This window comes from Paenibacillus sp. GYB003 (genome assembly GCF_036577625.1).
Classification (GTDB): Bacteria; Bacillota; Bacilli; order Paenibacillales; family NBRC-103111; genus Paenibacillus_AB.
The window spans coordinates 1-12945 of sequence record NZ_JARBDC010000017.1 but is presented as its reverse complement, the minus strand read 5'-3'; the positions used below and the strand labels follow the sequence as shown (position 1 = coordinate 12945).

Annotated in this window: 11 protein-coding genes; 6 read left to right on the top strand and 5 right to left on the bottom strand. The window is 57.9% G+C overall.

Features of this window, described 5'->3' with window-relative positions; translation table 11 throughout:
- Window positions 1-361: 361 nt before the first annotated feature.
- The gene (locus PV407_RS08865; RefSeq protein ID WP_332089558.1) at window positions 362-559 is read right to left on the bottom strand and encodes a hypothetical protein; all 198 of its coding nucleotides are present in this window, start codon (window positions 557-559) and stop codon (window positions 362-364) included.
- A gap of 363 nt (window positions 560-922) precedes the next feature.
- On the opposite strand from PV407_RS08865, the gene PV407_RS08860 reads away from it, so the two are divergent.
- Window positions 923-1354, top strand: a complete 432-nt coding sequence (locus tag PV407_RS08860) for a VOC family protein (RefSeq protein WP_332089557.1) — start codon at window positions 923-925, stop codon at window positions 1352-1354.
- 265 nt (window positions 1355-1619) lie between these two features.
- Window positions 1620-2186 carry a hypothetical protein gene (locus PV407_RS08855; RefSeq protein ID WP_332089556.1) on the top strand — a complete coding sequence of 189 codons (567 nt, stop codon included), beginning with the start codon at window positions 1620-1622 and terminating at the stop codon, window positions 2184-2186.
- Between the two features lie 381 nt (window positions 2187-2567).
- On the opposite strand, the gene PV407_RS08850 is transcribed toward PV407_RS08855, so the two are convergent.
- Window positions 2568-3821, bottom strand: a complete 1254-nt coding sequence (locus PV407_RS08850) for an FAD-dependent oxidoreductase (protein ID WP_332089555.1) — start codon at window positions 3819-3821, stop codon at window positions 2568-2570.
- A gap of 336 nt (window positions 3822-4157) precedes the next feature.
- Here PV407_RS08850 and PV407_RS08845 point away from each other — a divergent pair, with 336 nt between their 5' ends.
- Genes PV407_RS08845 through PV407_RS08830 form a run of 4 tightly spaced genes read left to right on the top strand, consistent with a single transcriptional unit; the run spans window position 4158 to window position 8282 of the window.
- Window positions 4158-5681 (top strand): spore germination protein, encoded by a 1524-nt coding sequence (locus PV407_RS08845; protein ID WP_332089554.1) that lies wholly within the window; start codon window positions 4158-4160, stop codon window positions 5679-5681.
- A 27-nt stretch (window positions 5682-5708) separates the two neighbouring features.
- On the top strand, window positions 5709-6911 hold the full coding sequence (locus PV407_RS08840; RefSeq protein WP_332089553.1) for a Ger(x)C family spore germination protein: 1203 nt from the start codon (window positions 5709-5711) through the stop codon (window positions 6909-6911).
- A gap of 5 nt (window positions 6912-6916) precedes the next feature.
- Window positions 6917-7150 (top strand): hypothetical protein, encoded by a 234-nt coding sequence (locus PV407_RS08835; RefSeq protein WP_332089552.1) that lies wholly within the window; start codon window positions 6917-6919, stop codon window positions 7148-7150.
- A gap of 13 nt (window positions 7151-7163) precedes the next feature.
- Window positions 7164-8282 (top strand): GerAB/ArcD/ProY family transporter, encoded by a 1119-nt coding sequence (locus PV407_RS08830; protein WP_332089551.1) that lies wholly within the window; start codon window positions 7164-7166, stop codon window positions 8280-8282.
- Between the two features lie 299 nt (window positions 8283-8581).
- Here the strand turns inward: PV407_RS08830 and PV407_RS08825 are convergent, their stop codons facing one another.
- From PV407_RS08825 to ltrA, 3 genes are all read right to left on the bottom strand, one after another.
- On the bottom strand, window positions 8582-8758 hold the full coding sequence (locus PV407_RS08825) for a hypothetical protein (protein WP_332089550.1): 177 nt from the start codon (window positions 8756-8758) through the stop codon (window positions 8582-8584).
- Between the two features lie 236 nt (window positions 8759-8994).
- Window positions 8995-10020, bottom strand: coding sequence for an NADH:flavin oxidoreductase/NADH oxidase (locus tag PV407_RS08820; RefSeq protein ID WP_332089549.1), 1026 nt, complete (start codon window positions 10018-10020; stop codon window positions 8995-8997).
- Between the two features lie 481 nt (window positions 10021-10501).
- Window positions 10502-11812 carry a group II intron reverse transcriptase/maturase gene (gene ltrA / locus PV407_RS08815; RefSeq protein ID WP_332089548.1) on the bottom strand — a complete coding sequence of 437 codons (1311 nt, stop codon included), beginning with the start codon at window positions 11810-11812 and terminating at the stop codon, window positions 10502-10504.
- Window positions 11813-12945 lie beyond the last annotated feature (1133 nt).

Below are 12945 nucleotides of genomic sequence, written 5' to 3'. Positions count from 1 at the left end.
AAGGATTGCTTATGCTATGGGAGTGGCATTCTTTTAGTTAGGAAATTCAAGATTCGCAAGGTGGATTGCAAGGAAATCGACAAGATCAGGTTTTTTAAGAAGCAAATCGGCATCCATTTTTCGTACTTCCTCATTTTTCATTTAGCGGAAAAGAAGATTGCCTTTTCGTTTCATAGCCGAAGTTTGATTCTCGACGATATTCACCGACTAAAGCGATTAATACAAACGATCCGAAGCGATAATCCTCATATTGTTGTCATTGAAAAATGATTGCGCTCAAAACGATTCGCCTTTCCTCCGCCCTCCTTACTCGCCGGCCGCGTCCGTATCGTGCCGGCGCGCCGTGCAGCCGCATTCAAAATCATAAGTTCCTCGCTTTTTTCCCCTTCTCCCTGCTCTCGATAAAAGCCCGGATATATTCCTCGTCCGAGATTTCGCCGTTTATTCTTTTGTAAAGCAGCTCTTTTTCCTTCGGGGAAAACTCGGCGTCCTCATAAGCCCAAGAGCCGTTCATCCGTTGAAAAGCTTTTTCAAATTGTTCTCTCGTCATTTTGCCCATATGCCTTCAGCTCCTTTATTTAAAGTCCGTTGTCCGCAGAAATCCAATTGATGTGTACGGCGGCAATCGCGCCGTTCGCAGCGCCGGCCGTTTCCCCGGTTCCCGGAGACTCCAACTCGTAGCATACCCATATGACGGGAATCGCGGGTAAAAGGTTTGAAGTTTTACCAGAGGCATGATTTGAAACCGAAGTTTTGGAGGATGATCGGTGTCGAAAAGCAAACTTTGCAAAAACCTGGTTAAAATGATAGGTTCCTGTGTACAATAGCAATCGAATAGAAATCCGGTTGCCCCTTTTCTGTTACTATGGGGGCAGGCAAATCGTTCAGGCTGTCCAAACCATTCCGAAGGAGTTGTTCCATCATGTCCATCCGTTTGAACCCGTATTTGAATTTTGACGGCAATACGAAAGAAGCGGTCTATTTTTACGAGAAAGCGCTGGGCGGGAAATTGGTCGGGATCATGACGTTCGGCGATATGCCGGAAGACCCGAATCATCCGTTGCCGGAAGGCGCGAAGGATCGCGTTATGCATGCGCATTTGAAAGTCGGCGACTCGGATCTCATGTTCTCCGATACGTTCCCGGGCATGCCTCATCAGCCGGGGGATACGGTTCAGATTGCCATCCATCCCAACGAAGAGTCAAGAGCGGGAGACATTTTCGCCGCTCTGGCAGACGGCGGCCAAGTCGTCATGCCCCTTCAGAAGACGGATTGGAGCCCCTTGTACGGAATCGTCAGAGACAAGTTCGGGGTTATTTTCCAAGTGAATGTCCCGGGGGAGCAACCGCAGTAACAGCAAGCAGACCTTCGCTCCGCCTGCAAATGGGACCCCCTGTCCGCAAAACGGACAGGGGGTTTTATTTCGTCGAAAGCCCGGCTCATCATCGCCTGAAAAACATGCGCCCGCGCGGGAAAAGAGGAAAAGTTTCCGCGCTCTCGAAATCTCTTTATGAAACGCTGAACGCCGATCGCGTCTGAGAGGGGCACCGGCTCAAAAAAATACTGCGGGCGCTGCAGCGGCCGGGACATCCGTGCTGGAGGATCGAAGAGGCCGGCTGATGGTTCACGGAGAGTATGCGATAAGCCAAAGCTTCAAGCCGTGGGACGAGCTGGGCTCGTCCCCGAGCGGCCTGCTCGAGCTGTACAGTCTGGAACCGGCCTATACCTCCGACGATCGGACGATCGTCAAGGAAGCGCTTGAGTTCGCCCTCGAGTTTGCGCAATCACCTTGCAAATGGGTCAAGGCCGGGTTCCATGCCGGTCCGGACGGATACGATGTATGGAAGCTGGCGCTGGAGAGCGGACGCGCCGACGGCTTCGGAACGGCATACAACGCGGCATTTTGGCAGGAGAGCCGGATGCTGGCGGCACTGGTTCTGGAAGAGGCGGCCGAGCGGCTCGGCGGCCTTGTCGCCGGCGAGCTGCGGGAGACGGCAAGCCGGTACGGCGAGGCCGCCCGGGAGCTGAACGCCGTCGCCGAACTGTTTCCGTTTCATACGCGCAGGTTCGAACATATTCGCGAGGCGGAGGCCGTCCGGACGGCAAGCCGGGCGATCGCGAACGCCGGGCACGCGGAGCGGAAAGGGCTTGAATCGCTTGCCCGGATCGTCCGCATGCTGGCGTGAAAGGCAAAAACTCACCGCCTGTAACGGTGAGTTTTGGTTTTTGCCGGAAATCCTTCCGTCATATCGCGGAAAATGGTTTCCGCTATAGATCCGGGTCGATGGCTAGCGAATCGTACCATGCTTAATGGCGGGAATACGATCGTTTCTCCGGGCTAACGAATCCGGCATCGCTATCGAGCCGAAAGTGCAAGAAAACGGCCCGATTTGCCGGAAATAACGCGACTGAAGTTCGTAACCGATTCAAATCGCCGCATTCCGGCTCCGATAACGATTTCTCGATTCGTTCGTTAGACAATAATAGGTCCGAGTCTTCCACTGCCGCGCTAATAGGGCGGCCGACCGCATCGACCGCCCCGTCCGTTCCCTCCGACGCGCATCCGGTTACTTTTTAAAGCGGACGCCCTGCTCCTGCAGCCGCTTATGCAGCTCGCCGATCCGCACGTCCCGGCACGGGACGGAATCGTCGACCGCCAAGGAAGCGGCGATGCCGGCGGCTTGACCGAGCGCGTAGCACGTCGGCTGCACGCGCATCGACGACATCGCCACGTGCGTCGCGGATATCGCCCGGCCCGCCACGAGCAGGTTGTCGAAGCCGGCGGGCACCATGCAGCGGTACGGAATATCGTAGCCGCTAACTTTGCGTTCGTCGGTCGTCTTTTTCCCGTCCGGGCTGTGAATGTCGATTTCGTAGTTCGTTTGCGCGACTACGTCCTCGAACCTTCTCCCGCCGACTACGTCCTGCTCGGTGAGCGTGTACAGCGCTTCGATCTGGTTCGTCTCCCGCACGCCGACTTGTCCGGCCACATGAGACAGCACGTACGTTTCGAAGCCGTTGCGCTGCAAATAGTTCGCGACCGAGAACACCTGACGGAGCGCCTCCGTCTCGGCATAATTGATGTCCGCGATGCGGGCGCCGTTTCCTTTCACCCGCGTCATGTTGACGAGCAGCGTGCCGTCGTCGTTGCGCTCCCAGTACAGACGGCGGCCTTGCGGCAGATCGGATACGTCGTTGTAATGATAGCAGCCTTCCGGCAGCAACGGGGTCACCTTTTTGCCCGTATTCTGCATCATGAACATGAGCGTCATCGGCTGGGTCAAGCCGTCCTCTTCCCGGCCCGAACGGTACGGTACCCCGGCGTCGATCGCGACCCGGGCGTCCCCCGTGCAGTCGATGAACTGGCTGCCTTCGAACGCGCGGAGTCCTTCCCTCGTCGAGGCGACGACCGCCCGCACGCGCCCCTCTTCGTGGACCGTCCCGACAAAGTCGGCATGGTAGTAGACGTCCACGCCTTCCTTCTTCATTTTCTCGTTCAAATAATGCCGCAGCAAAAAAGGCGAATATTGCGGCGCGATCGATTTGTCGTGATCCTCGGGCAAATACTGCGCCAGCGTCTCGGCGATAATTTCCCGGTAAATGCCCGTCACGTTGCCGATCGGCATAAAAATGCTCACGTTGCCGAGCGTCCCCATGCCGCCGAGCTGCCCCGATTTTTCCAGCAAAACGACGCGCTTGCCGCATCTCGCCGCGCCGATCGCCGCCGCCGTTCCGGCGGGCCCTCCTCCGACGACGACGACGTCCGCCGATGTATAGACCGGCACCTTTCTTTCGAATCCGTACAGACGTTGCTCGCTCATGCCTCTCTGTCCTTTCCGCGGTAGATTTACGCTAAGTATAAAGGATGGAGGCGAGCCATTTTTAGTTTCAATTTTGTTTCGTTTTGGTACCGGTCGATAAAGCCTTTTTGCCGACACGAACCGGCGTCCCGGACTCGTCGCCGGGAGCCGGCGGCCGAACCTAAAGCGATTTCTCCGTTCATCGTTCGGGCAAGAACAAGCCTATTATGGGTACAAAGATAGTCGTCAATTCCTTTCATTTAGGTCTTATGACCCGACTATTCCTATCCGAGTATAAATGGTTCGCCCTCGTCAATAATGGGTGAAAATGCCACTGATTCCAAGGTGATTCCGCCCATGACCCGACAATCCGACAACTTCAATCGACTGGCGTTACCGGAAAAAGTGCGGCTGCTGCGGGATACGTTCGGCAACAGCGGCGACCTGATCACGCGAGAGCTGCCGCTCGGCAGGTTCGGCCAAATTCAATCCGTCCTGATCTATATCGACGGGCTGATCGACGCGCCGACGATCAACGACATCGTCGAATCGCTGCACCATTCGCTGCGCCGGGAGGAGCTTCCCCCGCAGGACTTGTTCCGTTCCGGCTGGTCGGCGCTGCTGCGCCGGTTCCCGGTCGCGGCCGGCCATATCAAGAACGTTTGCGATCCGAAGGCGATCGAGCACGCCATCCTGTCCGGCGAAACGATCATCCTGCTGGACGGCAGCGAGGAATGCATCGCCGTCGACACCCAAGGCGGAGAGAAGCGGCAGGTCGAGGAGCCGTCGACGGAAACGGTCGTACGCGGCCCGCGCGAAGGGTTCACGGAAAGTCTCCGCACGAACACGGCGCTCGTCCGCCGCAGAGTCAAAGACGCGAACCTGTGGGTGGAGTCGATGCAAATCGGCCGGGTGACCAAAACCGACGTCGCCGTCATGTACATTCGCGGCATCGCCCAGGAAAGCGTGCTCGCGGAGGTGCGGGCGCGTCTCGGACGAATCGACGTCGACGCCATATTGGAGAGCGGCTATATCGAGGAAATGATCGGAGACGAGAAAAAATCGATTTTCCCGACGATTACGAGCTCGGAACGGCCGGACGTCATCGCCGCCAATTTGCTGGAAGGCCGGGTCGCCGTTTTCGTGGACGGCACGCCGTTCGTCCTTGTTGCACCCGTCTTGTTCTTCCAATATTTCCAGGCCGCCGAAGATTATTACCACCGATTTCATTTCAGCGTGATCCGTCTGCTGAGGCTGATCTCGTTTCTGATCGCCATGCTCGCCCCGGCGCTCTATATCGCCCTGACGACGTTTCATCAGGAGGCGATCCCGACGGCGCTGCTTATCAGCTTGGCCGCCCAGCGCGAAGGGATTCCGTTCCCGGCTTTCGTGGAGGCGCTCATGATGGAAATTACGTTCGAAATATTGCGGGAAGCCGGGGTACGCATGCCGCGGGCGATCGGACAAGCGGTATCGATCGTCGGGGCGCTCGTTCTCGGCGATGCGGCCGTGCAAGCCGGGCTTGTTTCGCCGGCGATGGTGATCGTCGTGTCGCTTACGGCCATTTCCAACTTCGTCATACCCGCCTACGATTTGGCGCTTTCGATCCGCCTGCTGCGCTTCGCGTTCATGGGGCTTGCCGCCACCTTCGGCTTGTTCGGCATTTCCGCGGGACTCGTCGCCATGGTGCTTCATTTATGCAGCCTGCGTTCGTTCGGCGTTCCGATCTTGTCCCCGTTCGCGCCGCTGTCGCTGGCCGGGCAGCGGGATAGCTTGTTCCGCTTCCCGTTATGGAGACAGCACCGGCGGCCCCGGTTTTTAAGCCCCGGCAACCCGGTTCGGGAGAGAAGCCCGGGACCGAAAAAGCCGTCCCGCACATGACCGATTTCATCAAGGAGCTGCACGATTATGGGTAAGCGAGCCGCCTCTGCCGCGCTGGTCGGCTGCATCTGCCTGCTGCTGGCCGGTTGCTGGAGCCGCCGGGAATTGAACGAGCTGTCCGTTACGGTCGGACTCGGCATCGATAAAACGGGCGATATGTACACCGTTTCGGCCCAAGTCGTCGATCCGGGACAGGTCGCCGCGAAAGCGACGGCCGGCGGAACGCGCGTGCCGGTTACCGTGTACAAGGAAACGGCCCCCAGCATCCTGGAAGCGCTGCGGAAAATGACCAACATCGCGCCCCGGCGCATTTATTTGTCGCATCTTCGCATGCTGATCATCGGCGAAGAAATGGCCCGGAGCGGCATCAGCGAAGCGCTCGACTTTTTGTCGCGCGGACACGAGACGCGAACCGACTTCTTTATCGCGATCGCCAAAGGGAGCGACGCGCTCGATATTTTGAACGTGCTTACGCCGCTTGAAAAAATTCCGGCCAATAACATGTTCATGTCTTTGGAGACGTCGGCCAAGTTTTGGGCGCCTACGCACGGCATTTTTCTCGACGAGCTGATCGACGCGCTGGCCGCTGAAGGCGACAGCCCGGCCGTTACGGGGGTCCGCATTAAAGGGGACGAGGATCGGGGAAGCAACGTCCACAATGTCGAATCGATCATCCCGTATAGCGAGCTGGAGTATACGGGACTGGCCGCTTTCAGGGAAGACAAGCTGATCGGCTGGCTGAACGAGGAAGAAAGCAAAGGGTTCAACTATATTCAAGGCAACGTCCACGAATCGGCGGGGCATCTGGAATGCCCGGGCGGCGGCCGCATCGTGACCGACGTCATCCGTTCGAACACGAAGGTCAGGGGCAAGGTCGAGGACGGAGAGCCGGCCATCGAGATCAAGATCGAGCTGGAGGGGGATATTGCGGAAGTCGCGTGCGACATCGATCTGCAAAATCCCGAAACGGTTGCGCAAATTAACAGGCAAATCAACGCCAATGTCGAACGGATCGTCAACACGGCGGTGAAACGGGCGCAAACCGGCTTCAAAACCGACTTTCTCGGCTTCGGCAGCGTCATGCGCAAATCGCTTCCGAAGGAATGGAAAACATGGCGAAACGATTGGAAGGAGCGGTTTCCCACGCTGCCGGTCGCCGTCCGTGCCGATTACAAAATACGGCGCATCGGCACGATTACGAATCCGCTTCGCATGGAAATAAAGGAGTGAGGCACATGTGGACCATAGCGGGTATCGTCGCCGCGGCGGCGCTCGCAGCCGCCTTCGAATTGCCGGGGATGCTCCGCAACAGGATGACGAAAGACGGGATCGTCTTCGTCGCTTTGCTCGTCGCCGGAACCGCGATCAGCATCGCTTACACGCTGCGCGTCCGCATCCCGAACCCGGTCGACTTCATCGTCTACCTGTTCGCGCCGGCAAGCAAGTGGCTCGATCAAATGCTGTCATAAGGGAGTACCTGCGTTGGAACAAGGGAAAATCGCAACCCGTCAGTTTACGATACTGGTCTGCATGTTCATCGTCGGCAGCTCGATTCTGCTCGTGCCGGCGGCGCTCGCGACGCACGCGAAGCAGGACGCCTGGATATCGGCCTGCCTCGGCGTCGCGATCGGCCTTCTGATCGTCGCCATGCTGTGCGCAGCCGGCAGCCGCTTTCGGGCCCTTACGCTCGTGGAAGCGTGCAAGGCGCTGCTCGGCAGCCGGTTCGGCTCGGCCGTGGCCCTGCTCGTCATCGTGCATTCGTTTCTGCTGTCCGTGTTCATGCTGAGATATATCGGCGACTTTATGGCGACGCAAATTATGCCGGAAACGCCGGTTCAGGCCATTCATATTTTGTTTATCGCGCTCGTCGTGCTCGCCTGCAAGTACGGGCTCGAGACGTTCGCCCGCTCCGCGGAAATTTTTTTGCCGTGGATCGTCCTGTTTCTCGTTGCCCTTGCGCTGTTCGTCGCGCCGCAGATCAAAGCGGACAACCTGATGCCCGTTCTCGAAAACGGATTCGCACCGGTCGTCAAGGGCACGCTTCCGCTGATCGGCATTCCGTACCTGGAGCTCGTGCTGTTTCTGATGATATATCCGTACGTCGACAACGCCGCCGGGAGGGGACGCGCTTTCCTGCTCGGCGGGGCGATCGGCGGGGCGGTCATTATTCTCATTACGTTTTTGACCGTTTCGGTGCTCGGACCGTACTTGACCGTCCGCAACATTTATCCGAGCTTCGCCTTGACGAAAAAAATCAATGTCGGCCAATTTTTGCAGCGGGTCGAAGCGCTTCTGGCGATTACATGGTTTTTGACGATCTTCTTCAAAACGACCGTCACCTTCTATGCGACGGCGCTCGGACTCGCGCAGCTGCTGAAGCTGAAACGGTACCAGTCGGTTCTCGTTCCGCTCGCCTTTCTGGCGGCCATCTTTGCGGTTATCGTATACCCGAACATCGTGTACGGCATCCGATTTTCCGGCGCGATATGGACGCCGTACGCCGCCGTCTTCGGCTTGGCGCTGCCGCTCCTGCTGCTGGCCGCCTCCGCGATCCGCAAGCTCGCCGGCCGCGACCCGGGCAACACGAACCCGAGCGGCTAAACCGCTGCGCCGCATCCGCCCGAAAAACCAGCAAGGCCGCGGCGTTTCCGCCGCGGCCTCGTCCGGTTCCGGTTAAACCGAAATCACCTTTGTTTTCATGTTTTGCATCACTCCTTTCTTAAGGCTGTCTTTATCATAACGGATCGGCGCGAAGCCGCGCCATGGAACGTTTCGTTAAAACGAAACTTCACTCCGCGGCCCGCGGCCGAGCAGGTGAACGGACGTTCGTTTCTTCAGAACGCATCCCAAAACATTGCCGAACGAGCGAGATGTTCCGGATGCGCGCAATCGTCCGCGCTCTATTCCCGCAAGGCGTCCTTCAGCCGGCTGGACATCGGGTCCAGCCGGGACGTCCGCAGCTTGCCGAGCTCCCGTCTCAGCCGCTCGTTCTCGGCCAGAAGACGATCGACGCTTTCGCGTTGCCGGGCTTCCCGCCTCTCCGTCTCGTCGATCCATTCCAGCAAATCGTCCCGCATCCGGTCGCCCGCCTCTCCGAAAAGCCGTCGAATGGCGGCTCACGCCGTTTCGTAATCGTGCTTGCTTTCGTCGCTCAAGCTTAAGGTCCTCCCGCCGTGCGCAGTTCGTCTGCGACGTTTTCCCCTATTGTACCATCGCCCGAAACGCGATGCACCCGCCGGCGGGCGAGGCGCCGATATCGGCCCGAAAGCGGAAAAAGCCGCTCTCTCCGCATGCGAGAGAAAACGGCTTTCGCTCAAAACGCCCGCTCGTACTGCTTCGGCGCGGGTATCGCGGCTTTGCCCGCCACCGCCTGAATCGCATGAATCGCCCAATACGGATCGCGCAGCATCCCCCGCGCCACGCCGACCAAATCGGCGTCGCCGCTCGCCACGACGGAGTCGGCCAAAGCCGGGCTCTCGAGCATGCCGACGGCGATGACGGGAACGTCCAGCGCCTGCTTGAACGCCCGCGCGAAAGGAACCTGGTAGCCCGGATAATTGCCGGGCTTCCGCTTGCCGGCAGGCCCTTCTCCGCCGCTCGACACATGGAACATGTCGACCCCGGCGTCCCGGTATTTGCGGGCGATGTCGAGCGAATGGTCCAGCTCGTACCCGCCGTCCATGTACTCGACCGCGGAGATGCGCATCAGCAGCGGCATGTCCGGCGGCATGACGCTTTTGACCGCGCGGACGATCTCTACGCCGAACAACGACAAATCTTTGCCGTAGGCGTCGTCCCTTTTGTTGAGCGCCGGGGAATGAAACTGGTGGATCAAGTAGCCGTGGGCCCCGTGCAGCTCGATCGTGTCGACGCCGGCGGCGATCGCCCTGCGCGCCGCTTCGCGGAATTTGACGACCATCGCCTCCGTCTCCTCCGTCGTCAGCGCCCGCGGCGGTTTCGAGCCGGGCTCGACGGGGATGGCCGACGGAGCGACGGGCGTCTCCGCATCCTGCGCTTTCCGGCCGGCATGGGCGATCTGGACGCCGATTTTCGCGCCGTGGCCGTGCGCCGCGGAAACGATGCGGGCGAAAGCCGGGATGTGATCGTCCGACCATAAGCCGAGATCGTAGTCGGTAATGCGGCCGTCCGGCTCCACGTCGGTCATTTCGACGATGATCAGCCCGGCGCCGCCGACCGCTCTCGACGTATAATGCACGAAGTGCCAGTCGTTCGGCTTTCCGTCTTTGGCATGAACCGAATATTGGCACATCGGAGGCATCACGATGCGGTTCCGCAGCGTTAAGCCTTTGTGGGAGAACGGGGTATGCAATCGATTCATTTCCGGATTCCTCCTTCGGTTTCGACAACACCCGGATTAGTGTGCCATTTGTCCGAACCGTTCATGCAGCCCGGTTTCGTTCAAACCGGCTGTGCGGATCGGCATAGTCGGCATTGACGATAATTCTATAATAATCGAAGTATCGGGAATAGCAAAGGATCCGGCTCCGAATCGGAGAAATGAGCGTACCGGCGTAAGGAAAACCGTCCATCGACGTATTTCGAGAATGAGCGAAAACCGACGGCTTCCGAAACGTAACGGACACCACGGCGCTTATTTCGCGAAAATCGGCCGTTTTCCAATCGTAACGGACACCACTGCGCTTATTTGTACCAAACCGCCGTCCAAAAGGGGTTTTTCGCCAAATAGTCGAGTAGGTGGGGCCTCGCCTTTCGCGGCTTGAGCCCCTTGCCCCTCACAGATCCGTACGTGCGCAATTCACGCATACGGCTCTTCACTTCACCATTTACAATTTTTTCGCTCAGACCTTGCTTGAATAGAGATTTACCTTTATCTTAGGCTGCGGCAGCGGGTTTCGGCTCAGGAACAGGTTGAACTTTTCGATTGTGAACGAACGTTTCTGGCTCCTTCTGTTCCTCCATTTTCGGGTTAGGTATAATACCGCTTGGTAGTACGATTGGATACCGCTTATGTTGTCCGACACTCCATAGTACTGGTAGTGCCCCATCAGCTTCCTGCGTATGGCCTCCACAAGTTCCTTTTCTTGCATGTGTCGGTTTCGTCTTATCCAATCTGTGAATTCCTTCACCCTTGCCCGCAGTTTCTTCGGACTCGTCTTGCGACGAAGGCGGTATCTCCCGCTTTTCCCTTTTCCCCATATGTGTCGAAGTCCCAGGAAGTCTATCGTCCCCGGTTTCCGTCGCCCTTCTCGGCCGCATTCGCTCTCCGAACCTCTTCCGAATCGGATAATCTTGGTTTTCTCTTCCGCGATCGACAGGTTAAACCTCTTCAATCGCTCGACCAACTCGGTGTAGAACGACCTTGCGTCCTCTTCCCTTTCAATGCAACATACGAAGTCGTCTGCGAATCGCACCATGCTCGCCTTTCCTTTGCACAGGCGTCTTTTGACATAAGTCTCAAACCATAAGTCCAGGACATAGTGCAGGTACACATTCGCGAGAATTGGCGAGATCAGTCCCCCTTGCGGGGTCCCCTCGTCCGTTTCCTCGAACGACCCGTTCTCCATAATCCCCGCCTTCAGAAAGCGTCTGGTCAGCCGCAGAAAGTTGGGGTCCGCGATGTCCTGTTCCAGAAACTTCATCAGCCATCCGTGGTCCACGTGGTTGAAGACTCCTTTGATATCCGCATCTACCACGTATCGTATCGGCTGTCTCATGATGATGCTGTCCAGTTCGCGCAGTGCCTGGTGTTGATTCCTCCCCGGTCTGAAACCGAAGGAATTGTTCAGGAACTTCTGCTCGTAGATTGCGCTTACGATTCTGCACATCGCCTTCTGTACGATCTTGTCTTCGAATGCGGGTATTCCGAGCGGTCTGAGCTCCTTCTCGCCCTTGGGAATGTACGTCCGTCTTGACGGCTGCGGTTTATACGCCTGCCGTCTCATCCGGGTCGTCAGCTCGTCCAGGTTCGCTTCCAGGTTCTTCCCATACTCCGCCTTGGTTACTTCGTCTATCCCTGTCGCTTTGTCTGCCGGCAGTTCCGGATAGCAGTCCCAAAGCATCTGTTTGTCGAGCAAATGCGCGAGTGAGGTAAACCGTTCTTTCGGTCTGGTCTTTGCGACTTCTGCTATTCTTGGTAATCTCGTATCCATTTGTTCCCTGCCTCTGTGTGTAGCATCTGTTTCCTTACCAAGATCGATGACGTGCAGCCTCCCTTCCCTCTTCCGGCGTTACCCGGCCTCTTGGGTACTATGGGGCTGTCCGACTCCCTGCGCGCCGTTTGCCTTACTCCCTTTTGATCGGTTGGCCGGCATACTTCCGGGCCGTTCCTAACAAGTACTCCGCCGCAGAAGAGCCGCAGGGTCTCCCGGGTTACCGTGCAGTCCTTGGTCAGCATGCCTGGCTCTTTGACCCCGGGGAAGTTCCGCTTCGCTCGCCTTTGTCACGCGAAGGGGAATGTGGCCTTCCGGTTGCAGCAAACCGTCGGCCTTCCCGATGAACACAATTTCGAGGCTCGCTCCCTTTCAGGCCTACTGCCTGCCTGTCTACGCTTAGCACCCAACATTACTGTTGGCAGCCCAAGACTCGGTATTGGCGACGCGGCTGACGTCTTACCAAGCCGGGTTTCCACCTGCTAAACTGCACGACCTTGCCCGGTCGCTCGCCGCGCCTGTGTCCGTTGGAAAAAAAAGATGCCGAAATGAGGCTCGATAGCGACCGCCATGTCCGTTGGCACTTGGAACTCGGGGCCCGTCCCGCCGACGCCCCAAGCTCGCCCCGCGCTCCAACTCCCGACGACGCCGGCGCAGGTCATACAGGCCGATATCGCCGTTTCCTTCGCAGCAGCAGGAAACCCGCTCCGGCTTCGGCGCTTAATGGAACGGACGGTCTTTGCTGTGCAAACCGATTTGGCTGTGCCGAAACGGTGGGCGGAGCGGGAAGCGAGATGGAAAAGTTCCCGCTATTTTCGGTCGTTTTCCGTTTCCGGGTAAAACAACGGGAAAACATCCCGCTAAAATCGTCCATACCGTGCATTTCGCCGATACAGCGCCATTTTATCGGGAGCTTCTCCCGGTATTTCGAAACGACGCCGCTAGTAGAGCGAATTAACGGGAGGTTTTCCCATTCGTTCGATTCCAACAGCCCGGCAGGATCGGGATACGCCGGACGGAAACGAAAGGCGCTGCTCGCCCCATCTTTAGCATCTTTCCGTTTACACGAAGGAGACGTAACGCTCTATTTGCGCAACCTCGTCCCCTTCGCCAGCCGCCCGGCATCGGTAACG